21 protein-coding genes and 1 pseudogene are annotated in these 22993 nt (G+C 73.1%); 17 read left to right on the forward strand and 5 right to left on the reverse strand.

The features are described 5' to 3' along the window. The first annotated feature begins 33 nt into the window (after positions 1–33). From FDO69_RS08720 to FDO69_RS08740, 5 genes and pseudogenes are all read left to right on the forward strand, one after another. Positions 34–1305, forward strand: coding sequence for a sensor histidine kinase (locus tag FDO69_RS08720; protein ID WP_234387877.1), 1272 nt, complete (start codon positions 34–36; stop codon positions 1303–1305). Then, the gene (locus FDO69_RS08725; protein ID WP_167526553.1) at positions 1295–1954 is read left to right on the forward strand and encodes a response regulator; all 660 of its coding nucleotides are present in this window, start codon (positions 1295–1297) and stop codon (positions 1952–1954) included. The genes FDO69_RS08720 and FDO69_RS08725 overlap by 11 nt, the downstream gene beginning before the upstream one ends. 97 nt (positions 1955–2051) lie before the next feature. Beyond that, positions 2052–2561 (forward strand): annotated as a pseudogene (locus FDO69_RS42995) (ScbR family autoregulator-binding transcription factor); the annotation flags it as partial. A 187-nt stretch (positions 2562–2748) separates the two neighbouring features. Next, entirely contained in the window at positions 2749–2952 is a 204-nt protein-coding gene (locus tag FDO69_RS43000) for a pentapeptide repeat-containing protein (RefSeq protein WP_420878495.1), read from the forward strand. Between the two features lie 90 nt (positions 2953–3042). Next, a complete protein-coding gene (locus tag FDO69_RS08740) occupies positions 3043–4335 on the forward strand; it encodes a cytochrome P450 family protein (protein ID WP_167526547.1) in 1293 nt (430 codons plus the stop codon). Here the strand turns inward: FDO69_RS08740 and FDO69_RS08745 are convergent, their stop codons facing one another. Both FDO69_RS08745 and FDO69_RS08750 read right to left on the reverse strand, forming a co-directional pair. Then, a complete protein-coding gene (locus FDO69_RS08745) occupies positions 4336–5259 on the reverse strand; it encodes an NAD-dependent epimerase/dehydratase family protein (protein ID WP_104779157.1) in 924 nt (307 codons plus the stop codon). Beyond that, the gene (locus FDO69_RS08750) at positions 5256–6404 is read right to left on the reverse strand and encodes a ScbA/BarX family gamma-butyrolactone biosynthesis protein (protein ID WP_234387878.1); all 1149 of its coding nucleotides are present in this window, start codon (positions 6402–6404) and stop codon (positions 5256–5258) included. The genes FDO69_RS08745 and FDO69_RS08750 overlap by 4 nt, the downstream gene beginning before the upstream one ends. A gap of 302 nt (positions 6405–6706) precedes the next feature. Here FDO69_RS08750 and FDO69_RS08755 point away from each other — a divergent pair, with 302 nt between their 5' ends. The 4 genes from FDO69_RS08755 to FDO69_RS08770 all read left to right on the forward strand — a co-directional run bounded on the left by FDO69_RS08755 (position 6707) and on the right by FDO69_RS08770 (position 10321). After that, positions 6707–7405, forward strand: coding sequence for a ScbR family autoregulator-binding transcription factor (locus FDO69_RS08755; protein WP_104779158.1), 699 nt, complete (start codon positions 6707–6709; stop codon positions 7403–7405). A gap of 129 nt (positions 7406–7534) precedes the next feature. Beyond that, complete coding sequence (locus tag FDO69_RS08760) at positions 7535–8974, forward strand: DUF2252 domain-containing protein (protein WP_104779159.1); 1440 nt, start codon at positions 7535–7537, stop codon at positions 8972–8974. Between the two features lie 112 nt (positions 8975–9086). Beyond that, positions 9087–9926: a hypothetical protein gene (locus tag FDO69_RS08765; protein ID WP_104779160.1), complete on the forward strand. Its 840-nt coding sequence runs from the start codon at positions 9087–9089 to the stop codon at positions 9924–9926. A gap of 65 nt (positions 9927–9991) precedes the next feature. Then, entirely contained in the window at positions 9992–10321 is a 330-nt protein-coding gene (locus tag FDO69_RS08770; protein WP_053670196.1) for a rhodanese-like domain-containing protein, read from the forward strand. A 109-nt stretch (positions 10322–10430) separates the two neighbouring features. On the opposite strand, the gene FDO69_RS08775 is transcribed toward FDO69_RS08770, so the two are convergent. Further along, the gene (locus FDO69_RS08775) at positions 10431–11564 is read right to left on the reverse strand and encodes an acyl-CoA dehydrogenase family protein (protein ID WP_104779161.1); all 1134 of its coding nucleotides are present in this window, start codon (positions 11562–11564) and stop codon (positions 10431–10433) included. Positions 11565–11860: 296 nt separating this feature from the next. Here FDO69_RS08775 and FDO69_RS08780 point away from each other — a divergent pair, with 296 nt between their 5' ends. Genes FDO69_RS08780 through FDO69_RS08790 form a run of 3 tightly spaced genes read left to right on the forward strand, consistent with a single transcriptional unit; the run spans position 11861 to position 14593 of the window. Then, positions 11861–12628 carry a DUF5819 family protein gene (locus FDO69_RS08780; protein ID WP_104779162.1) on the forward strand — a complete coding sequence of 256 codons (768 nt, stop codon included), beginning with the start codon at positions 11861–11863 and terminating at the stop codon, positions 12626–12628. After that, complete coding sequence (locus FDO69_RS08785) at positions 12625–13821, forward strand: HTTM domain-containing protein (RefSeq protein ID WP_104779163.1); 1197 nt, start codon at positions 12625–12627, stop codon at positions 13819–13821. Before FDO69_RS08780 ends, FDO69_RS08785 begins: the two co-directional genes overlap by 4 nt. Before the next feature lie 10 nt (positions 13822–13831). Beyond that, positions 13832–14593: a TrmH family RNA methyltransferase gene (locus FDO69_RS08790; RefSeq protein ID WP_104779164.1), complete on the forward strand. Its 762-nt coding sequence runs from the start codon at positions 13832–13834 to the stop codon at positions 14591–14593. A 78-nt stretch (positions 14594–14671) separates the two neighbouring features. On the opposite strand, the gene paaN is transcribed toward FDO69_RS08790, so the two are convergent. Then, entirely contained in the window at positions 14672–16363 is a 1692-nt protein-coding gene (gene paaN, locus FDO69_RS08795) for a phenylacetic acid degradation protein PaaN (protein ID WP_104779165.1), read from the reverse strand. A gap of 160 nt (positions 16364–16523) precedes the next feature. Between paaN and FDO69_RS08800 the strand changes: the two genes are divergently transcribed. Both FDO69_RS08800 and FDO69_RS08805 read left to right on the forward strand, forming a co-directional pair. Next, on the forward strand, positions 16524–18041 hold the full coding sequence (locus FDO69_RS08800) for a 3-hydroxyacyl-CoA dehydrogenase (RefSeq protein ID WP_104779166.1): 1518 nt from the start codon (positions 16524–16526) through the stop codon (positions 18039–18041). After that, on the forward strand, positions 18038–18628 hold the full coding sequence (locus FDO69_RS08805) for a TetR/AcrR family transcriptional regulator (protein ID WP_104779167.1): 591 nt from the start codon (positions 18038–18040) through the stop codon (positions 18626–18628). The genes FDO69_RS08800 and FDO69_RS08805 overlap by 4 nt, the downstream gene beginning before the upstream one ends. A 78-nt stretch (positions 18629–18706) precedes the next feature. On the opposite strand, the gene FDO69_RS08810 is transcribed toward FDO69_RS08805, so the two are convergent. Then, complete coding sequence (locus FDO69_RS08810) at positions 18707–19192, reverse strand: Lrp/AsnC family transcriptional regulator (protein ID WP_104779168.1); 486 nt, start codon at positions 19190–19192, stop codon at positions 18707–18709. Between the two features lie 190 nt (positions 19193–19382). Here FDO69_RS08810 and pdhA point away from each other — a divergent pair, with 190 nt between their 5' ends. The 3 genes from pdhA to FDO69_RS08825 are packed head-to-tail and all read left to right on the forward strand — an operon-like array spanning position 19383 to position 22974. Next, a complete protein-coding gene (pdhA, locus tag FDO69_RS08815) occupies positions 19383–20534 on the forward strand; it encodes a pyruvate dehydrogenase (acetyl-transferring) E1 component subunit alpha (protein ID WP_104779169.1) in 1152 nt (383 codons plus the stop codon). Next, on the forward strand, positions 20531–21535 hold the full coding sequence (locus FDO69_RS08820) for an alpha-ketoacid dehydrogenase subunit beta (RefSeq protein WP_104779170.1): 1005 nt from the start codon (positions 20531–20533) through the stop codon (positions 21533–21535). Before pdhA ends, FDO69_RS08820 begins: the two co-directional genes overlap by 4 nt. Next, the gene (locus tag FDO69_RS08825; protein WP_104779171.1) at positions 21535–22974 is read left to right on the forward strand and encodes a dihydrolipoamide acetyltransferase family protein; all 1440 of its coding nucleotides are present in this window, start codon (positions 21535–21537) and stop codon (positions 22972–22974) included. Before FDO69_RS08820 ends, FDO69_RS08825 begins: the two co-directional genes overlap by 1 nt. Positions 22975–22993: the final 19 nt, after the last annotated feature.

Here is a 22993-nt window from a genome sequence, read left to right on the forward strand (position 1 = left end):
TCGTCGTCCGGAGCGGCTTCTACGGTGATCCCCATGCACCCTCGGAACGTGTGGCAGGCCATGTCCCGCCCCGGATATCTGCTGTCGGCGTGGCCGTGGCGGTCGGCCGCCTACCTGTTCACCGGCGCGCTCGTCGGTGTGGTCGTGCTGGTGGGGATCGTGCTCTCGGCGGCGGTCGGCGGGGTGCTCGCACTCGCGCTGGTGGGGCTGCCGTTGCTGCTCGGGACGGCCCTGGCGGGCGTTCCGGTGGCGGCCCTCGAGCGGTACCGGCTGCGGCTGGTCGACGCGGAGCCGGCGCCCGACCCGCACGAGGCGCCCCGGGAGCCGGGGCTGCGGGCCTGGCTGTCGACGCGGTTGCGGGAGCGGGCCACCTGGCGGGAGCTGGGCCACGCCCTGCTGTTCGCGGTGCTGTTGTGGCCGGTCGACGCCCTCGCGTTCGCCGTCTTCCTGCTGGGCCCGCTCTCCGTGGCGGCGACTCCGTTGCTTCTGGCCGTCCTCGGTGAGGCGAAGGTCCTCAAGGTGTGGCTGGTCACCACCTGGCCCACTGCTGTGGGATGCGCCGCCCTCGGACTGGTCCTGCTCGCGGTGGGCGCCTGGCTGCTGGGCGTCGTGGCCGGGGCCCGGGCCGGGCTGACCCGGCTGCTGATCGCGCCGCGGGAGGCCGACCTGGGAGCCCGCGTGGTCGAACTGGCCCGCTCCAGGGTGCGGTTGGTGGACGCCTTCGAGGCGGAGCGGCGGCGGATCGAGCGCGATCTGCACGACGGGGCGCAGCAGCGGCTCGTCGCCCTGACGATGACGCTCGGGCTGGCGCGCCTCGACGCCCCGCCCGGCCCGCTCGCCGACCAGCTCGCCAAGGCGCACCAGGAAGCGGGCACGGCTCTCGCGGAGCTGCGCGAGCTCATCCACGGCATTCACCCCAAGGTCCTCGCCGACTTCGGGCTCGAAGCGGCCGTCGCCGACGCGGCCGACCGTTCGGCCGTGCCCGTGGACGTCGACCTGGAGCTGCCCGGGCGGCTCTCCCCGGCGGTCGAGGCCGCCGCCTACTTCGTGGTGTGCGAGGCGCTCGCCAACGTCGGCCGGCACAGCGGGGCGAGCCGGGCCGAGGTGAGCGGCGGTCACCGCGACGGGCGGTTGCTGCTGCGCATACGCGACGACGGGCGCGGTGGGGCGCGGGCCGGGGACGGCAGCGGGCTGACCGGTCTCGCCGACCGGGTGTCGGTGCTCGATGGCAGACTCTCCCTGTCCAGTCCGCCCGGCGGACCGACCCTGCTGCGTGTGGAGATCCCTTGTGACCCTGCGAGTTGAGCGGCCGCTGCGTGTCGTCCTGGCGGAGGACAGCGTGCTGCTGCGGGACGGGCTCGTCGGACTGCTGGAGCGCTGCGGGCACCAGGTCGTGGCGGCCGTGGGGGACGCCGAGGCACTCGTCGTGGCCGTCGGGGAGCACGAGCCGGACGTGGTCGTGACGGATGTGCGGATGCCGCCCGGCTTCCAGGACGAGGGCCTGCACGCGGCCGTACGCCTGCGCCAGGAGCGGCCCACGCTGCCCGTGCTGGTCCTCAGCCAGTACGTGCAGCGCCGGTATGCCGCCGAGCTGCTGGACTCCGGCGACGGCACGGGCGTCGGCTATCTGCTCAAGGACCGCGTCGGCCAGGTCGAGGAGTTTGTCGAGGCGCTCGGCGAGGTCGCGGACGGCGGCACGGTCGTCGACCCCGAGGTCGTACGGCAGTTGCTGCGCCGTCGCCGCGATCCGCTGGAGCGGCTCACCCCGCGCGAGCGGGAGGTGCTGGCGCTGATCGCGGAGGGCCGGTCCAACAGCGCGATCGCCCGTGAACTGGTGGTCTCCGAGGCGGCCGTGGGCAAGCACGTCTCCGGCATCCTCACCAAGTTGGACCTGCCGCCGGCCGGCGCCACCCACCGCCGGGTGCTGGCCGTGCTGGCGTATCTGCGGGGCTAGGGGCGGGCCCAAAGTTCCTGCGGTGTGGGCACGTTGTGCAAAAACCAGCGAGTTGGTTTCATTGCGTCGCCATCAGAGCCCTGCAGGGGAGCCGCGGGTGACCAAACAGGACAGGGCCGTCCGGACCCGTCTCGCGCTGATCCGGTCTGCTGCCGAACAGTTCGAGGACCGGGGGTACGTCCGGGCCGGCCTGGCTCAGATCAGCGCGGGGGCCGGCGTCAGCTCCGGTGCGCTGCACTTCCACTTCGCCAACAAGGCCGCCGTCGCCGAGGCCGTCGAGCACGCGGCCGCGGACGCCCTGTGCGAGACCGCGGAGCGCGGCCGGGACGGCGACGGGCACACCCTGCAACGCCTCGTGGACGTCACTCACCACGTCGCCCGGCTGTTGTGCGCCGACGTGGTGGTGCGGGCCGGGCTGCGGCTGAACGCCGAGGCAGGCGCCGGGCGGGCGCGGGACCTGCGCCGGGAATGGCGGGAGTGTGTGCACGGGCTGCTGGCCGAGGCGGAGCGCCGGGGCGAACTCGCTGCCGGTGTCACGCCGAAGCGCACCTGCGCCGTCGTCCTCGCGGCCACGACCGGCATCGAGGTGCTGGCCCGGGAGGACCAGGGCTGGCTCGCCCGCCCCTCGCTGACCGACCTGTGGCAGCTGCTGCTGCCGTGCGTGGCGGCACCGGGGCTGGTGGGGGTGCTGGATCCGGCGGGGAGCGGACCGGAGGGGGCCGAATCGGCGGGGAGTGGCCCGGAGAGGGGCGAATCGGCGGGGAGTGGGGCGGCGGAAGGCAGGTCGGAGGGGAGTGGGTCGGCGGAAGGCGGACCTGCGGGGAGCGGACCTGCGGGGAGCGGACCTGCGGGGAGCGGACCCGCCGGGAGCGGATCCGCGGGGAGTGGGGCGCCGGCTGATCCGGGGCTTCGGGCGGAAGCGTGCCGGGTGGGGCTCGCGCTGCGGTGATCGGGGCTCGCGCTGCCGTGGTGACGTGCCCCTGGCCGACCACAGGTGAAGCCATGGCCAAAACAAACCGGTTGCCAAGTTTTTCCGGCCCGCTGATCGCACGATGGTCCCCAGCCCCTGGACCGAGGAGTGATGAGTCATGGCAGAACAGCAGGCCTGCCCCTTCCTGTCGATCGCCCCGTCCGGTCAGGACCTCTACGGCGAGATAGCCCGGATCCGTGCCCGGGGCCCGGCCGTGGAGGTCGAACTCCCCGGCGGCGTACGGGCGTGGTGGATCACCGGCCTGGAACTGAACAAGCGGCTCCTGGCCGGGCCCGAGACGAGCAAGGACGCCTTCCGGCACTGGCCGGCCTGGATCAACGGGGACATCTCCCGTACCTGGCCGCTCGCCATCTGGGTCTCGGTGCGCAACATGGTCACCGCCTACGGTTCCGACCACAGCCGGCTGCGCAAGCCGATGGCCGCCGCGTTCACCAAGCGCCGCGTCGACGCGCTCATGCCGCGCGTCCAGGAGATCGTCGACCGGGCGCTGGACGCGCTGGAGCGCGTCCCGGAGGGCGAAGTCGTCGACCTGCGGGCTGTGTTCGCGGCGCCGATCCCGCACGAGGTGGTGTGCGAGCTCTTCGGCGTACCGCCCGGCGAGGACGGCCCCCGCGCGGATCTCCACCGCATCATCAACCGGTTCTTCGACACCGCCATCTCCCTGGAGGACGCCCAGGCCAACGCCGTCGACCTCTACGGCACGCTGACCGCGTTCCTCCAGCACAAACGCGAGCACCCGGCCGACGACCTGACGACGGCGCTCATCGCCGCGCGCGACGAAGGAAGCCTCAGCGAACAGGAGTTGATGGACAACCTGATCCTGCTGCTCACGGCCGGTTTCGAGACGACCGTCAACCTCATCGACAACACCGTGCACAGCCTGCTGGCCCACCCCGACCAGCTCGGCCTCGTCCGCTCCGGTCGGGCCACCTGGGAGGACGCACTGGAGGAGTCGCTGCGCTTCGAGGCGCCGGGTGCCATGTCGGGTCTGCGCTACGCCGTGCAGGACATCGAGATCGAGCCGGGCCTGACCATCCCCGAGGGCGACCCGCTCGTGGTCTCCTTCGCCGGTGCCGGGCGCGACCCCGAGCGGCACGGGCCCGACGCCGACCGCTTCGACATCACCCGCGGCACCAGCCGAGACCACGTGTCGTTCGGCCACGGCGTGCACCACTGTCTGGGCCGGCCCCTGGCCATGGCCGAGGCAACCGTGGCCCTCAGGTCGTTGTTCGCGCGCTTCCCGCGGCTGGCCCTGGCCGATCCGTCGCATCCGCCGAAGCGGCTGCGGTCCATCATCTCCACCGGCCACGAGGAGCTGCCGGTGCTGTTGCACGGTCCGGTCCCCGGCCCGTGCCCTAAGGAGCCGGCGGCGGAGGTGCGGCCGGAGTGATCAGGAGACCTTCCGGCCCTGGAGGAACGCGCGGTACCAGGGCGCCGCGCGGATGAACCCGGCCGCGAACCCCTCGCCGGGCGAGCAGTCGAAGGCCTTCCAGAACGTGTCGTCCACGAACCAGTGGTCGACCGTGAGCATGCCGAGGTGGTGAAGGGCGAGGGGTGACCCGGCGGCCCGGTCGAGGGCGGTGGCGACGTCCACGGCCGCACCGCCGCCGGGCGCCCCCAGTTCCCGGGCCACGGCAGCCAGCAGGTCCGCGACCACCACCGGCTCGGGGTGGTTCACGTGGTGCACGCCACCGCCGGGCGCCGGGGAGAGCGCGGCGGCCACCACCGCACGGCCCAGGGTGTCGACGTCGATCATCGACTGGAGCGCCGCGCAGCCGGTCAGGGTGGCCGACAGCTCGTCCATCAGCCGCACCAGGCCGGGGATCACCCAGCGGTCGCCCTCGCCGTACACGAGATGCGGGCGCAGCACCAGGCCGCCCGCGTCGACGACGTACCGTTCGGCGGCGGCCCGGGTGCGGCTGGTGGGTGACGCGGGCGCGATCGGGGCCTGCCCGGGGCGTACGCCGCGGAAGGGGCCCCGGCCGTGCACGGCGGCGGTACTGACGTACACGATCCGGCGCACCCCGGCGCGTACGGCCTCCTCGACCAGGGCCCGGGTGCCGTGGTCGTTGACCGCCTCGACGGTTTCGGCGTCGCCGCCGACCTGCGTGGCGCAGTGCACCAGGACGTCGGTGTCGGCGCAGACGCCGCGCAGGGAGGGCGGGGCGCACAGGTCGCCCTGCACGTACTCGGGCCCCTGCGGTGCGTGCCGGGACAACAGGCGTACGTGGACGTCCGGTTGCCGCTGCGCCGTGGCCGCGACCCGGCTGCCGACGAAGCCGCTCGCGCCCGTGATCAGGATCTTGAGCGTCACGACGGGGACCGTACCGGCGTGCGTGTGGCGGAGGTCAGGGTGGCGGTGAAGACGGGCTCGCCGTCCTGTCGCCCCGACACCCGTACGGTCGCCTCCCCGGATCCTTCGGCGAGCACCTCGGTCTCGATGCGGCAGGGGCTGTGCAGTTCGGCGTACCGGGTGAAGTCGGCCGTCATCCTGCTCGGCAGGAAGGGGTGCAGGCCGGACGCGGCGGTCGCGGCCTGGCGGGCCGCCTCGAACAGGACCATGCCGGGGACGTGGTCGTTGGGCCGCGGGAAGAGGACCGGATGGCCGGTGTCGACGCGCAGGTTCCAGACGCCGGGGCGGTCGCCGGGAGCGAGGACGACATCCTCGGCGCGGGCCCGGCCCGCGGTGGGCGGCGCTATGCCCCCCAGGAGGGGAACCGGCCGGTCCATGGCGTCCAACCGGTCCGCCCGCAGGCGCCGGTAGGCGCGCGGTGAGGTGCAGCCGGTGCTTCCGGTGCCGCGGGCGACGAGCCGTCCCGCGCGGCGGAACTCCATCGTGGTCCGCATGCTGTGCAGCCCGCGGCCGCGGCGGCGGACCTCGGAGCACACGACGTCGAACTCGACCGGCTCGGTGGCGTCCGCCAGCAGCAGCGCGGCCGGGTCGACGCGGACCGCCATGTCCCACATGACGAAGTGCGTGTCGGCGGGGGCACCGAACTCGGCGTGCGCCAGCACCATCGAGGCCTGCCGCAACGTTTCGCCTACGACCATCGGGTCCTGGTGGCGGTCGTCCACGGGGCCGAAGAAGGGGTGGGCGGCCGGCCAGTGCGCGGTGAAGCGGAAGCGGTGGTCGGAGATTCGGGTCCACCGGGTGGGGAAGACGTCCGTCTCAGTGGTGCGATGGGCGAGTTCCTTGGTGACGACGGCGGCGGTGTGGGAGTGGGGGGCGGAGCGTTTCGTGACGGGGGAGGACGGCGCGGGTTCCTGGACGACTTCGGCCGATGCCAGGGGGTGTGCGGCGGCGGTGGTGGCCGGGGGTGCGGGTGTTTCGTCCCGGCCGGCGGGGGCCGGTGCCGACGGTGCCTCGATGGCCGTGCTCGTGTTCGTGTTCGTGTCCGCGTCCGTGGCCGTGGCCGTGTCCGTTGGTGCGGGTGCTGCGGCGGTGGCGGTCGGGGCCACTGCGGCGGGGCGCGGTGGGGTGGTCCCCCGGGGGGCGGTGGTCTGTGGCGGGTTCTCGACGGTCGTAGCGCTTCCGTTTGCCGGGCGGCCCTCGCGTCCGGTCTGATCCTCCGTGAGTGCGCTCAAAGGCCCTGTCTGCAACATGAGAACCCCCGGATCGGCTGCCTGGCCGCGGTCGACGCTTGACTAAGATACGGACGAGCCGGTTTTTTTCAAAGGGTGAGCCAAGCCCCCGGAAAAGGCTCTCGCGCCCTCGCCACACAGCGACTTCACAGGGATCGACGGAGATCAGGAGGCATCCGATGGCGCGACAGGAGCGCGCGATCCGCACCCGGCGGACCATTCTGGAGGCGGCGGCGGCCGTCTTCGACGAACGCGGCTACACCTCGGCGACCATCGGCGAGATCCTGGACCGGGCCGGCGTCACCAAGGGCGCGCTGTACTTCCACTTCGGCTCCAAGGAAGAGCTGGCGGTGGGGGTGTTCGAGGAGCAGCTCGCGATCACGCTCCCGGCACAGTCCAGCAAGCTCCAGGAACTCGTCGACTCCGGCCTGGTGATGGCCCGTCGGCTGCGGTCCGAACCGCTGGTGCGGGCCAGTGTGGGGCTCGCCCTCGACCAGGGGGCCATGGACCTCGACCGCACCCCGGCCTTCCGGATGTGGATCGACCAGAACACGCAGATGCTGACCGAGGCGAAGGCGCGGGGCGAGCTGCTCCAGCACGTCGACGTGGCGGAGACCGCGGAGCTGCTGGTCGGCAGCTTCTCCGGGGTGCAGCTGCTGTCCCAGCTGCGCTGCCAGCGGCAGGATCTGGAGCGCCGTGTCGTCGTGCTGTTCGAGCACTTCCTGCCCAGTATCACCGTGCCGGCGGTGCTGGCCCGGCTCGACATCTCGGTGGAGAGGGCCGAGCGGGTGCTGGCACAGGTCCTGACGGGTGAGGACGCGGCCGTGCCGACGCAGGCCTCCGTACCCGCTCAGGCCCCCGTGTCCTCTGGGGCGTAGCCACTGCCGTACGGCCCGGCGTGGGTGTCCACAGCGGTGGAGTTGTCCACAGGGTCTGACGCGTTTCGGCCACCGGTTGTACGGTCGGCACGAGTTGATGTTCGTGCGCGCGCGGGGGAGGCGGTCGGGATGACCAGCACCGGAGATCGGGACGAGAGCGGGACGGCGCCGAGGGCCGGGGCGCCGCGCAGGCTGCCGCGGGTGCGTGGCTTCGCCGAGTGGCCGGCCGCCGGGTCGCCCAAGGACGAGGGCAAGGCCCTCCGCAAGCAGATCCCGCGCAGCTCGCACGCCTCGCTCGACCTGGACCCGTCCCGGCCCGACGCGGTGAGCGCCGTCGAGGAGTCGGGCCGTGGGCGGCTGCCCGAGCTGACCCCGATCCGCGTCGGCCGCATGGCCGCCACCCCCTTCGCGTTCCTGCGCGGCTCGGCGGGACTCATGGCGTACGACCTCGCGCGCACGCCCATGACCAGAATCCGGGCGCAGCTCTGCGGCGACGCCCACGCGGCCAATTTCGGCCTGTACGGCGACGCGCGCGGCGGCCTGGTCATCGACCTGAACGACTTCGACGAGACGGTGCCCGGCCCCTGGGAATGGGACCTCAAACGACTCGCGGCGTCCCTGGTGCTCGCGGGCCGGGTGGCCGGAGCGGACGAGGACCAGTGCCGCAAGGCGGCCTACGACGCGGCCGGCGCCTACCGCAGGACCATGCGGCTGCTGGCCAGGCTCCCGGTGCTGGACGCGTGGAACGCCATCGCGGACGAGGAGCTCGTCTCCCACACCGACGCCCATGATCTGCTCGGCACGCTGGAGCGGGTCTCCGAGAAGGCCCGGCACAACACCAGCGGCCGCTTCGCGGCCAAGTCGACCGAGGCCACGCAGGACGGCGGACGCCGGTTCGTGGACGCGCCACCGGTGCTGCGGCGCGTCCCGAACGCCCAGGCCGCGGCCGTGGCCGCGTCTCTGGAGGAGTACGTCGGCACCCTCCAGGAGGACCGCCTTCCGCTCCTCGCCCGGCACGCGGTGCACGACGTCGCCTTCCGCGTCGTCGGCACGGGCAGTGTCGGCACCCGGTCCTACGTCGTGCTGCTTCTGGACCACCGGGGCGAGCCGCTGGTGCTTCAGGTCAAGGAGGCGCGGGCGTCGGCGCTGGTTCCGCATCTGGCGACGGCCGGTTTCGAGACGCCGGAGGCCGGCCATGAGGGGCGGCGGGTCGTGCTGGGCCAGAAGCGGATGCAGGTCGTGAGCGACAACCTGCTGGGCTGGACGACGGTGGACGGGTTGCCCTTCCAGGTCCGTCAGTTCCGCAACCGCAAGGGCAGCGTCGATCCGGCCGCGCTGGCCACCGACCAGCTGGACGACTACGGGCGCATGACCGGTGCCCTCCTGGCGCGTGCGCACGCGCACAGCGCCGATCCGCGGCTCATCGCCGGGTACTGCGGGAAGAACGAGGAGCTGGACGAGGCGATGGCGTCCTTCGCCGTGGCCTACGCGGACCGGACCGAGGCGGATCACACGGAGCTGCTGGCGGGGGTGCGGGCGGGGAAGGTCGCGGCGGAGATGGGGGTGTAGGGGGTGGGGGGCGGGCCGTCCCGTCCGGGGCGCCGGCAGCGGTCGGTGTGCCACCCCGGGTCTGTTCTCCTCCGGGGCCGGGTCCGGCCGGTGCGTCGCCTAGGCTGGTCGGGTGACGACCCCGGAAGCTGAGCAGGATGGTGGCGACGCCGCACGGCCCGAGGCCCGGCTGGAGCGGGCCGTGCGGGCCGCCGAGCAGGCGTTGATCGAGTACGAGATCGCGGTGGAGACCTTCCGCGTCGAGGTCGAGAACTTCTCCCGGCTGCACGAACAGAAGCTCGGACCGCTGTACGCCCGGCTCGAGGAGCTGGACGCCCGGATCCTGGAGGCCAGAGCCGCCCGCAGCGGCGACCCCGCGGACCGGCAGCGGGCGGAGGAGGCCAGAGCGCGGCTCGCCCCCATCCCCGGTGTCGAGGAACTGCTGCACGGCTGGATGGACGGCAGCGGTCTGTTCCCCGAGGCCACGGCGATGCTCACGGACCAGCCGGTCCGGCCCCCGCAGCGGGTCCGCCCCAGCGAGGAGGCCCGCAAGCTCTACCGCGACCTCGCCCGCAAGGCCCACCCGGACCTGGCGCAGGAGGAGAAGGAGCGCGCGCGGCGCGAGGAGTTCATCACGCGGGTCAACGCCGCCTACGCCCGGGGCGACGAGGCTGAGCTGCGCGAGCTCGCCGCGGAGTGGGCCGAGGGACCCGAGCTGAAGCGGGGCCCCAGCCGCGCCGAGGAGCTCTACGCCCGCCTGGAGTGGCTCGCCCAGCGCAAGGAGCTGCTCGGGCTGCTGGCCAGGGAGCTGGAGGACAGTGCCATCGGCCACATGCTCCAGCTGGCCCCGGACGACCCGGACCGGCTCCTGGACGAGATCGGGCAGGGCCTGCGCACCCAGGTCGCCGAGAGGGAGACGGAGCTTGCCGCGTTGCTCGACGGCGGAGAAGGACAGGGCCGGGGCCAGGGCTGAGCCGTGCCCCGGTCGGCGTGGCGGCCGGTTCCGGTAGCGTCGGACGCATGAGTTTTGGAGCTGGTGTGCCCACGGTCGCGGTCGCGGACCTCAAGGACGGTGACTTCCTGCTGGACGTCCGGGAGGACGACGAGTGGAAGGCCGGCCACGCCGCAGGGGCGCTGCACATCCCGATCAGCGAGTTCGTCGCCCGGTACGGCGAGCTGACCGAGGCCGCCCCGCAGGACGGCCGGGTCCATGTGATCTGCCGTTCGGGCGGCCGGTCCGCCCAGGTCACGATGTACCTGGCCCAGCAGGGCGTCGACGCCGTGAACGTCGACGGCGGCATGCAGGTGTGGGAGGCGGCGGGCCGTCCCGTCGTGACGGACGACGGGCAGCAGGGGTTCGTCCTCTAGAGCACCTCTAGAGCACCTCTAGTGCACCTCTAGTGCACCTCTAGAGCCTGTCCGACCCTTCCCGTCGTCGCCCGGCCGTAGGGGCATCCCCACGGCCCCGTGCCGTGGGTCAGGCCGGTGGGTGGGCAGCCAGGAGGTCGCCCAGGGCCTCCTCGTGTGCCGCGGCCGGGCCGAGTGAGAGTTCCAGGTGCTTGGCCCAGGCGTGGTAGCGGTGCAGGGGATAGTCCACGTCGGCGCCGAACCCGCCGTGCAGATGCTGCGCGGTCTGCACGACCCGGCGGACGCCCTCCGCCGCCCAGATCTTGGCGACGGCCACGTCACCGGCGGCGGGCAGCGGGCCCGGGGCCCCGGAGGTGATCCGCCAGGCGGCCTGCCACAGCGTGGCCTCCATCGCGCGCAGGTCGATGTAGCGGTCGGCGGCCTGCACGGCGACGGCCTGGAAGGTCGCGATCGGGAACCCGAACTGCTCCCGCTTGCCCGTGTACTCCCCGGTCATCCGCAGCACGCGCTCCCCGAGCCCGAGCGCCAGCGCACACGTCCCGGTGGCCAGCAGATCCCGCAGCCACTCCCACGCCCCGTCGGTGTCGATCACGTCGCGGGCCGCGAGCCGTGCGGACGCCAGGCGCAGCTCACCGAGCCGCTCGCCGCTGGTGGAGAACTGCTCGGCGAGGTGGGTCCCCTCGTGCCCGCGAGGCACCAGCGCCAGCACGGTCCGGCCGGTCCCGGTGTGCGCGGGGACGAGCGTGACGTCCGCGTCGTAGGCCCACGGCACCGCCGTCTGCACGCCGTCCAGTACCCAGGTCGCGCCGTCCTGCCGGGCTGTCACGGACTGTTCGGCCGGGTCGTGGCCGGTGCGGCCGTGCGCGGCGACGGTCAGGACGGTCTCGCCCCGGCCGGCCCGGGCGAGCAGGTCCGCCTTCGCCTCCTCGCCGCCGTAGGCCTGGACGGCCGCGGCTGCCGCGCTGCTCTCCAGCAGGGGGACCCTGGCCAGTACCTGTGCCGACTCCCGCAGCACCAGGCAGAGCGCGATGGCGTCCAGGCCGGCCCCGCCGTACCGCGCGTCGAGCAGCAGGCTCAGCAGGTCGGCGTCGGCGAGCCGGGCCCACAGGGCGCGGTCGTACGTCTCGGCGACGGCGCCGGGGGTGAGGGCCGGGCTGGGCACGGCGTCGGGGGCGACCCCGGCGAACACGCCCTTCGCCGCCTCGGCCGCCGCCTGCTGCTCCTCGGTGAAGGTGAAGTCCACGGTGCCTGTCCTTCCGGCGATCCCGTTGAGCTGACGGGGCGTCAAGATAGAACAGGTTATAGAAGAAGGGAATGGGTGTACGGGCGGGCGCCGTAGGGTGTCACTCGCCGTACCGTCGGCCTCCCCGGTGTGGCGATGGCCACGGTGGGAGGGGTGGCCAGGGGCTGTGCGCGGGTGGGTCCGCTGAGTACCGTGCCCGTGCCGAGGCCGTGCGCAGTGCCGTGCGGGCGGTGCGACGCCCTCGCGGCCGGCCGGGCGGACGGAAACGACGGACCGGGATCGTGGAACGGGGCGGAATGGACGCGTACGACGAGGGCTCGAACGCCCGGCACGGTCCTGACGCGCCGAGCCGTCCGACCCCGCCCACGCGGCAGGACGTGCCGGTGGACCGGCCCGGTGAACCTCGTACCGGCATCGCCGCGCTCTCCCTCCGCTACCAGGTCGGTGTCGCCCTGGCGCTGGCGGTCGTGGCCATCGGGGTGTGTGTGCACCTCGGGATGACGTTCCTGCACGTCGCGCCGGCGAACACGGTCACCAGGGCGCACGGCGACGCCGTCGACGACTGGATCTATCCGGAGTTCGAGCAGAACTGGAAGCTCTTCGCGCCGAACCCGCTCCAGCAGAACATCTCGATCCAGGTCCGCGCCGGGGTCCGCGGGCCGGACGGCATGACGTCGGTCACCGGCTGGTACGACCTGTCCGCCGAGGACGGCCGGGCCATCGACGGCAACCTGCTGCCCAGCCACACGCAGCAGAACGAGCTGCGCCGGGCCTGGGACTTCTACGTCGCCACGCACGACGGCGAGAACCGCCCGGTGGGCCTGCGCGGAGCGCTCTCGGAGTCGTATCTGCGCCGGATCATGGTGCTGCGCCTGCACGACGACGACGCGGTGCGGGCCGCGACCGGGGGCGCCGGCGTCATCGAACGGGTGCAGGTGCGCTCCCGCACCAGCAATGTGCCGCCGCCCGAGTGGAGCCGGGAGAAGGTCTCCATGACACCGTCCTACCGGGAGCTGCCGTGGTGGAGGGTGCCGCAGGACGAGGCCGAGGGAGGGATGCGGTGAACCGCCTCTCGCTGGCCGTCTCGGGCGCCATAGCCCGCGTCACCGAGGCCGCCCTGGGCCCCTACCAGACGGCCGTCGTCCGCATCGGCTTCAGCGCCACCTGGCTGCTGTTCCTGCTCCGCGAACTCCCCCACCGGCACGAGCTGTACGGTCCCGACGGCCCCTGGAGCTTCGATCTCGCCCAGCAGCTGGTCGGGTCCAACGGCTCCTTCACCGTCCTGATGTGGTCGGACGGCCGGGTCTGGTTCGAGATCGTCTACGCGCTCGCGGTCCTCTCCAGCGCCCTGCTGATGCTGGGCTGGCGCACCCGCACCATGTCGGTGCTGTTCATGGTCGGTGTGCTGTCGCTGCAGAACCGCAGCGTCTTCATGGGTGACGGCGGCGACAACGTGCTGCACCTGATGTCGATCTACCTGGTGTTCACGCGGTGCGCCCAGGTGTGGTCGCTGGACGCCGGGCGGGCCGCGCGGGAGCGGGCGGTCCGCGCGCGGGGCGAGCGGGTCACGGACCGGACCGGACCGGTGCTGTGGGGCGTGCTCGGGCTGGTGCTGGTCGCGGTGACCCTGGCCGGCCGGATGCAGGGCGACGGGCTGATACCGGCGCTGCTGTGGACGGTGTGGGTAGTGCTGGGCGTGTGGTGGCTGGTCGGGCGCCGGGCCCGGACCCGCGAGCCGCGGATCATGCTGGACGTCGTCGCGAACATCGTGCACAACGGCGCGCTGCTCGTGATCATGGCGGAGGCGTGCCTGATCTACGCGACAGCGGGTTGGTACAAGATCCAGGGCTCCCGCTGGCAGGACGGCACCGCGGTCTACTACCCGCTCCACCTGGAGTGCTTCTCGCCCTGGCCGGGGCTCGCGGACCTGCTGTCCGCCAGCGGCACGATGGTGATGCTGGTGACCTACGGGACGGTCCTGGTGCAGGTCGCCTTCCCGTTCACGCTGTTCAACCGGCGGGTGAAGAACGTCCTGCTGGCGGTCATGATGACCGAGCACGCCGTGATCGCCGTGGTCCTCGGTCTGCCGTTCTTCTCGCTGGCGATGATCGCGGCGGACGCGGTGTTCCTGCCGACGGGCTTCCTGCGCCGCCTGGGCGACCGGGCGGCACGCGCGCGTGACCGGCTGCCGCGCCGGGGCGGCCGGGCGCCGGTCCCCGGGCAGCGTGCGCACGAGAGCCCCGAGACCACGCCGTAGGCTTCGGGGCATGACCGACCCCGTGACCGCCTGGCACCGGCTCGCCGGCAGCACCGTCCTGCTCGACGGCTTCCACGCCCTCAAGCACGCGGTGCGGTTCGGCGCCGAGGTGCCGGTGGCGGTCACCGCCGACCGGGCGGCCGCCCTCGCCCTCGCCGACGAGCTGGCCCCGGACGTACGGGACGCGCTGGGCGCGCTGCTCACGGAGGTCTCGTACGAGACGTACGCGTCGTTCGTGCCGCGTCCGCACCCCACTGCCGTGGCCGCGCTCGCCGTGCGCCCCTCCCGCGAGTCCCACCTCGCGCGGCTGGCGCGCACGCCCCGCACCACCCCGGTCGTGGTCCTCGACAACCCGCGCAACCTGGGCAACACGGGCGCGGTGATCCGCCTGGCTGCAGGCTTCGGCGCGACCGGTGTGGTGACGACCGGGACGGTCGACCCCTGGCATCCCACGGTCGTGCGCGGCGGGGCGGGCCTGCACTTCGCGACGGCGGTGGAGCGGCTGGAGGTCCCCGATCTGCCGGCCGGCCCGCTGTTCGCCCTCGACCCGGAGGGCGACGACATCCGGGGCATCAAGCTCCCGGACGACGCCGTCCTCGCGTTCGGCTCGGAACGCACGGGCCTGTCGACGGAACTCCGCGCCCGCGCGGACCACTTGCTGTCCCTGCCGATGCGCCCCCAGGTCAGCAGCTACAACCTGGCGACGAGCGTGGCGATGACGCTGTACCACTGGAGCCTCGGAGCGCCCGCGTCCCTCTGGGAACGCCCCTGAAGGGGCGCGGGGAACTGCGCGAACAGCCACGGACGACCCGCACTCGCGCGATCACCGCACACCGCACGCCCCGAACTCCTAGGCGTCCCGCCGCACCTCGACCACCCGGAACCGGTTGGCCACGAACGCCCCGTCACACAGCGCCGCACTGGCCGCCGGATTGCCACCCGACCCGTGAAAGTCGGAGAACGCGGCCGTCTGGTTCACATACACCCCACCCGTGAGGTTCAGCGACAGCTGCGCCGCCTCCTCCAGGCAGACCTCCTGCACGGCCTGTTCGACCTCGGGGTCGGTCGTGTACGCCCCGACGGTCATCGCGCCCTTCTCGCGGACGGTCCGCCGCAGCAGCTCCGCGGCGTCCTCGGCGGAGTCGACGGCGACGGCGAAGGACACCGGCCCGAAGCACTCGCTCATGTACGCGGCCTCGTCGTCCGGCTTGGCCCCGTCCAGCTTGACGATCACCGGCGTGCGGACGACGGCCCCCGGGAAGTCCGGGTTGGTGATCTCACGGGAGGCCAGGGCGACCTCGCCCAGCCCGGAGGCGGCCTCCAGGCGGGCCTTCACGTCCGGGTTGACGATCGCGCCGAGCAGCGCGTTCGCGCGGGCGTCGTCGCCGAGCAGCCCGTCGACGGACTTGGCGAGGTCCGCGACGACCTCGTCGTAGGACTTGGGGCCCTGCTCGGTGGAGATGCCCTCGCGGGGGACGAGCAGGTTCTGCGGGGTCGTGCACATCTGGCCGCTGTACAGGGAGAGCGAGAAGGCCAGGTTGGAGAGCATGCCCTTGTAGTCGGACGTGGAGTGGACGACGACGGTGTTGACGCCGGCCTTCTCCGTGTAGACCTGGGCCTGGCGGGCGTTGGCCTCCAGCCAGTCGCCGAACTCGGTCGAGCCCGTGTAGTCGATGATGCGGATCTCGGGGCGCAGCGCGAGGGTCTTGGCGATGCCCTCGCCGGGGCGTTCGGCGGCCAGGGCGACCAGGTTCGGGTCGAAGCCGGCCTCGGCGAGCACCTCGCGGGCGACCTGCACGGTGAGGGCGAGCGGCAGCACCGCGCGCGGGTGGGGCTTGACCAGGACCGCGTTGCCGGTGGCGAGGGAGGCGAACAGGCCCGGGTAGCCGTTCCACGTCGGGAAGGTGTTGCAGCCGATCATCAGGGCGATGCCGCGCGGGACCGGTGTGAACTGCTTGTTCATGGCCAGCGGGTCGCGCTTGCCCTGCGGCTTGGTCCACTCGGCGTTGTCCGGCGTGCGCACCTGCTCCACGTACGCGTAGGCCACCGCCTCCAGGCCGCGGTCCTGCGCGTGCGGGCCGCCCGCCTGGAACGCCATCATGAACGCCTGGCCGGAGGTGTGCATGACCGCGTGCGCGAACTCGTGCGTCCGGTCGCTGATGCGCCCCAGGATCTCCAGGCAGACCACCGCGCGCTGCTCCGCGCCCGCGTCCCGCCAGGCCCGCTGTCCGGCCTTCATGGCGGGCAGCAGCACGTCGAGGTCCGCGTGCGGGTACGTCACGCCCAGGTCGACGCCGTACGGGGAGGTCTCACCGCCCACCCAGTCGTCCGTGCCCGGCTGGCCGAGGTCGAGGCGGGAGCCGAGCAGGGCGTCGAAGGCGGCCTTGCCCGCGGCCGCGTCCAGGCTGCCGTTCTCCCCGTAGGCCTTGGGGTGCTCGGGGTGCGGGGACCAGTAGGCGCGGGTGCGGATCGCTTCCAGCGCCTGGTCGAGGGTGGACCGGTGCCGGGCGATCAGCTCGTGCGCCGAGAGTGCGGCGGTCATGGGTGACCAACTCCTCGTCTCAAGAACTCCTCGTCGAGTTCATGACCTGGGCAGAAACCTGGGCAGGAACACTCGGACAGAGCTAGAGTAACCGAACGATCGGTCGGTTCAAGGGGGTCCGCCGCATCTGTGGAAAACCCCGTGCGGGAGGATCGCGCACATGACAGCACTCGACCTCAGCAGCCCCGTGGCCGTCGTCGGCACCGGCACCATGGGCCAGGGAATCGCCCAGGTCGCGCTGGTCGCGGGCCATCCCGTACGGCTGTACGACACCGTCCCCGGGCGGGCCCGGGAGGCGGCCGACGCGATCGGCGCCCGCCTGGACCGGCTCGTCGAGAAGGAACGGCTGACCGGCGCCGACCGGGACGCCGCCCGGGCCCGGCTGCTGCCCGCCGAGGACCTCGCCGAGCTCGCGGACTGCGCCCTGGTCGTCGAGGCCGTCCTGGAGCGGCTGGACGCCAAACAGGCGCTGTTCGGCGAGCTGGAGGGCATCGTCTCCGAGGACTGCCTGCTCGCCACCAACACCTCGTCGCTGTCCGTCACCGCCATCGGCGGCGCCCTGCGGGTTCCCGGCCGCTTCGTCGGACTGCACTTCTTCAACCCCGCCCCGCTGCTGCCGCTGGTCGAGGTCGTCTCCGGCTTCGCCACCGACGTCACCTACGCAACGCGCGCGTACGAGACCGCCCGCGCCTGGGGCAAGACGCCCGTGGCCTGCGCGGACACCCCCGGCTTCATCGTCAACCGCATCGCCCGGCCCTTCTACGCCGAGGCCTTCGCGGTGTACGAGTCGCAGGGCGCCGACCCGGCCACCATCGATGCCGTGCTGCGCGAGTCGGGCGGCTTCCGGATGGGCGCGTTCGAGCTGACCGACCTGATCGGCCAGGACGTCAACGAGTCGGTCACGCGGTCGGTCTGGCAGTCCTTCTTCCAGGACGTGCGCTTCACCCCGTCCCTCGCCCAGCGGCGCCTGGTCGAGTCCGGCCGGCTCGGCCGCAAGACCGGCCACGGCTGGTACGACCACGGTGACGGCGCCGAGCGCCCCGAACCGGACACCGCCGACGAGCGGCAGCCGCCCGCGTACGTCGTCGCCGAGGGCGACCTGGGCCCGGCCGCCGAACTGCTCGCGATGATCCGCGAGGCGGGCATCCCGGTCCGCGAAGAGGACGAGGACGGCGGGAGTCGCCTGGTGCTGCCGAGCGGCGGGCAGCTCGCCCTCGCCGACGGGCAGACCTCCGTGGAGTTCCGCGACGTCGTCTACTTCGACCTCGCGCTCGACTACCGCAAGGCCGGCCGGATCGCCCTTTCCGCCTCCCAGGACACCTCCCCGCAGACCCTCGCCGAGGCCATCGGTCTCTTCCAGGCGCTCGGCAAGCAGGTCAGCGTCATCGGCGACGTACCCGGCATGATCGTCGCCCGCACGGTGGCGCGGATCATCGACCTGGCGCACGACGCCGTCGCCAAGGGCGTCGCCACCGAGGAGGACATCGACACCGCGATGCGCCTCGGGGTCAACTACCCGCTCGGCCCCTTCGAGTGGAGCCGCCGGCTCGGCCGCTCCTGGGCCTACGCGCTCCTGGACGACCTCCACCTGCGCGACCCCTCGGGGCGCTACGCGCCCTCCCTGGCGCTGTACCGCCACGCCCACGCCTCCGACAAGCGGGAGGGCACCGCCTCATGACCACCGCCAAGCGCGACACCTACACCCCGGACACGCTGCTGTCCGTCGCCGTCCAGGTGTTCAACGAGCGTGGCTACGACGGCACCTCCATGGAGCACCTCTCCAAGGCGGCCGGCATCTCCAAGTCGTCGATCTACCACCACGTGACCGGCAAGGAGGAACTGCTGCACCGGGCCGTGGACCGGGCCCTGGACGGGCTCTTCGGGATCCTCGACGAGGAGCACGCGCGCGTGGGGCGGGCCTCGGACCGTCTGGAGTACGTCGTCCGGCGCATGGTCGAGGTGCTGATCACCGAGCTGCCCTACGTGACCCTGCTGCTGCGGGTGCGCGGCAACACCGACACCGAGCGGCGGGCCCTGGAGCGGCGCCGCGACTTCGACCACCGGGTCGCCGACCTGCTCAAGGCGGCCGCCGCGGACGGGGACGTGCGCGCCGACATAGAGGTCCGGCTGGTGACCAGGCTGGTCTTCGGCATGATCAACTCGATCGTCGAGTGGTACCGGCCGGACGGGCGCGGCATGAGCGAGCGCGAGGTGGCCGAAGCGGTGGTGCAGGTGGCCTTCGGAGGCCTGCGCAAGGCCGGGTGATCCGGGCCTGTCAGCCCTGCGGGCTCCGGGCCTTCCTCCTCGCGCTCCTCGCGAGGCCGCGCGAGGAGGGGAGCGCCCCTACCCCTGCGGCTCCAGGTCCTCCTCCTCGAAGACCAGCAGCGTGCGCGTGCTGAGCACCTGCGGGATCGCCTGGAGCCGGGTCAGCACCAGCTCGCGCAGGGACCGGTTGTCGGAGACGTGGACCAGCAGCAGCACGTCGAAGTCGCCGCCCACCAGGGCGATGTGGGAGGCGCCGGGCAGCTGTCTGAGCTCCTCGCGGACCGTGCGCCAGGAGTTCTGGACGATCTTCAGCGTGATGTACGCGGAGGTGCCCTGACCTGCCCGCTGGTGATCGACCCGGGCGCCGAAGCCCCGGATGACACCGTCCTCGACGAGCCGGTTGATGCGGGCGTAGGCGTTCGCCCGGGAGACGTGGACCCGATCGGCGACCGACCGTATCGAGGCCCGGCCGTCCGCCTGGAGCATGCGCAGGATGTCCTGGTCTATGGCGTCCAGGGGCCGTGGCGGCGGCAGCACGCCGCTGTCGCCCTGGCTTTCGGCCATTTGTTCAGATGCCACCTGCGCCGACCTCCCCGCCATGGACGTACTGCGTCCATCTCAGGCTGTGGAGAACCGTTTGTCCACAGCCTGGGGCCACCCATAGCCAAATTGTGCCGTCGACCGAACAATCGGTAGGTGAGGCGGGTCACAGCCGACGCGTCTCTTCGAGCCGCTCCCACGAGGAGGTGCCGTCATGACGGTCATGGAGCAGCGGGGCGCTTACCGGCCGACCCCGCCGCCCGCCTGGCAGCCGCGCATGGACCCCGCGCCGCTGCTGCCCGACGCGGAGCCGTACCGCGTCCTCGGCACCGAGGCGGCCGCCAAGGCCGACCCCGAACTGCTGAGGACGCTGTACGCGCAGCTGGTGAAGGGCCGCCGCTACAACGCGCAGGCCACCGCCCTCACCAAGCAGGGTCGTCTCGCGGTCTACCCCTCCACCACGGGCCAGGAGGCCTGTGAGGTCGCCGCCGCCATGGTTCTGCAGGAGCGCGACTGGCTCTTCCCGAGCTACCGCGACACGCTCGCCGTGGTGGCCCGGGGCGTGGACCCCGTCGAGGCGCTCACCCTGCTGCGCGGCGACTGGCACACCGGCTACGACCCCTACGAGCACCGGGTCGCCCCCCTGTGCACCCCGCTCGCCACCCAGCTGCCGCACGCCGTCGGCCTCGCGCACGCCGCCCGCCTCAAGGGCGACGACGTGGTCGCGCTGGCCATGGTCGGCGACGGTGGCACCAGCGAGGGTGACTTCCACGAGGCGCTGAACTTCGCCGCCGTCTGGCAGGCCCCGGTCGTCTTCTTCGTGCAGAACAACGGCTTCGCGATCTCCGTCCCGCTCGCCAAGCAGACCGCGGCCCCGTCGCTGGCCCACAAGGCCGTCGGTTACGGCATGCCCGGCCGCCTGGTCGACGGCAACGACGCCGCGGCCGTGCACGAGGTGCTCTCCGACGCCGTGCGCCACGCCCGCGCCGGCGGCGGACCGACGCTCGTCGAGGCGATCACCTACCGCGTCGACGCCCACACCAACGCCGACGACGCGACCCGCTACCGCGGTGACGCCGAGGTCGAGACCTGGCGCGAGCACGACCCGATCCGGCTGCTGGAGCGCGAGCTGACCGGGCGCGGCCTGCTCGACGAGGCCGGCATCGAGGCCGCCCGCCAGGACGCCGAGACCATGGCCGCGGCCCTGCGCGAGCACATGAACCAGGACCCGGCGCTCGACCCGATGGACCTGTTCACCCACGTCTACGCCGAGCCCACCGGGCAACTGCGCGAGCAGCAGGACCAGCTGCGGGCCGAGCTGGAGGCTGAGGCCGACACCGCTCCGGAGGGGGGCACGCACCGATGACCACCGTCGCCGTCAAGCCGGCCACCATGGCGCAGGCCCTCACGCGCGCGCTGCGCGACGCCATGGCCGCCGACCCCGCCGTGCACGTCATGGGCGAGGACGTCGGCACCCTCGGCGGCGTCTTCCGCGTCACCGACGGCCTCGCGAAGGAGTTCGGCGAGGACCGCTGCACGGACACCCCGCTCGCCGAGGCCGGCATCCTCGGCACCGCGGTCGGCATGGCCATGTACGGGCTCCGGCCGGTCGTGGAGATGCAGTTCGACGCGTTCGCCTACCCGGCGTTCGAGCAGCTCATCTCGCACGTGGCCCGGATGCGTAACCGCACCCGCGGCAGGATGCCCCTGCCGATCACCATCCGCGTCCCCTACGGCGGCGGCATCGGTGGCGTCGAGCACCACAGCGACTCCTCCGAGGCGTACTACATGGCGACTCCGGGGCTCCATGTCGTCACGCCCGCCACCGTCGCCGACGCCTACGGGTTGCTGCGCGCCGCCATCGCCTCCGACGACCCGGTCGTCTTCCTGGAGCCGAAGCGGCTGTACTGGTCGAAGGACTCCTGGAACCCCGAGGAGCCGGCGCCCGTCGAGCCGATCGGCCGCGCCGTGGTGCGGCGCCCGGGCCGCAGCGCCACGCTCCTCACGTACGGACCGTCCGTACCGGTCTGCATGGAGGCCGCCGAGGCCGCCCGGACCGAGGGCTGGGACCTCGAAGTCGTCGACCTGCGCTCCCTGGTGCCGTTCGACGACGAGACGGTGTGCGCCTCGGTGCGGCGGACGGGACGCGCGGTCGTCGTCCACGAGTCGGGTTCCTTCGGCGGCCCGGGCGGGGAGATCGCGGCCCGGGTCACCGAGCGCTGCTTCCACCACCTGGAGGCGCCGGTGCTGCGGGTGGCCGGGTTCGACCTCCCGTATCCGCCGCCGATGCTGGAGCGCCACCACCTGCCCGGTGTGGACCGGATCCTGGACGCCGTGGGGCGTCTGCAGTGGGAGGCGGAGAGCTGATGGCGCAGGTGCTGGAGTTCAAGCTGCCCGACCTCGGTGAGGGGCTCACCGAGGCGGAGATCGTGCGCTGGCTGGTCGAGGTCGGCGACGTCGTCGCGATCGACCAGCCGGTCGTCGAGGTCGAGACGGCCAAGGCGATGGTCGAGGTGCCCTGCCCCTACGGCGGTGTCGTCACGGCCCGCTTCGGCGAGGAGGGCACGGAGCTGCCCGTCGGGGCACCGCTGATCACGGTGGCCGTGGGGGAGCGGCCCACTTCCGGCGCCGCTGACACCGGCTCCGAGGGGTCGGGCAACGTCCTGGTCGGCTACGGCACCTCCGAGGCGCCCGCGCGGCGCCGCCGGGTACGGCAGGAGCGGCCGGGGCCGGGCGGGTTCGCGCAGGCCGGTCAGGCCGGTGCCTCCGGGCCGCTGAACGGGCGGGCCGACGCCGCCGCGCCGCCGCTCGGCGCGCAGACCCAGGCCGGTGGCCCCGTGACGACCGTGGACGGGCAGGCCGGCGGCCCCGGCCCGCAGGACGGTCCGGTCCCCGTGATCTCGCCCCTGGTGCGCCGGCTGGCGCGGCAGAACGGCCTGGACCTGCGGGAGCTGACCGGGTCCGGCCCCGACGGGCTGATCCTGCGGGCGGACGTCGAGTACGCCCTGCGTGCCGCGGGCCAGGGCGCCACGGCACCGGTGGCCGCGCAGCACCCTGGCGTGCCGCAGGCACCGAGCCCGGCCCTCGCGTCCCGGTCCTCGGCGCCGGCGGCCCCCGGCGAGACCCGCACCCCGCTCAAGGGCATCCGGGGCGCCGTCGCCGACAAGCTGGCGCGCAGTCGCCGGGAGATCCCGGACGCCACCTGCTGGGTGGACGCGGACGCCACGGAGCTCATGCGGGCGCGCGCGGCCATGAACGCGGCCGGCGGACCGAAGATCTCCCTTTTGGCCCTGCTGGCCCGGATCTGCACCGCGGCCCTCGCCCGCTTCCCCGAGCTCAACTCCACGGTCGACGCGGAGGCCAGGGAGGTCGTCCGGTTCGACCACGTGCACCTGGGGTTCGCGGCGCAGACCGACCGGGGCCTGGTCGTCCCGGTCGTACGGGACGCGCACGCGCGCGACGCCGAGTCGCTGACCGCCGAGTTCGCCCGGCTGACCGAGGCGGGCCGGACGGGGACGCTGACACCGGGCGAACTCACCGGCGGGACCTTCACGCTGAACAACTACGGCGTCTTCGGCGTCGACGGCTCCACCCCGATCATCAACCACCCCGAGGCCGCCATGCTGGGCGTCGGCCGCATCGTCCCCAAGCCGTGGGTCCACGAGGGCGAGCTGGCGGTGCGGCAGGTCGTCCAGCTCTCGCTCACCTTCGACCACCGGGTCTGCGACGGCGGCGTGGCGGGCGGCTTCCTGCGGTACGTCGCGGACTGCGTGGAACAGCCGGCGGTGCTGCTGCGGACGCTGTGATTCCTGTTCCTCGTCCGAG

It is taken from the genome of Streptomyces tibetensis, assembly GCF_007655005.1.
GTDB lineage: Bacteria > Actinomycetota > Actinomycetes > Streptomycetales > Streptomycetaceae > Streptomyces > Streptomyces tibetensis.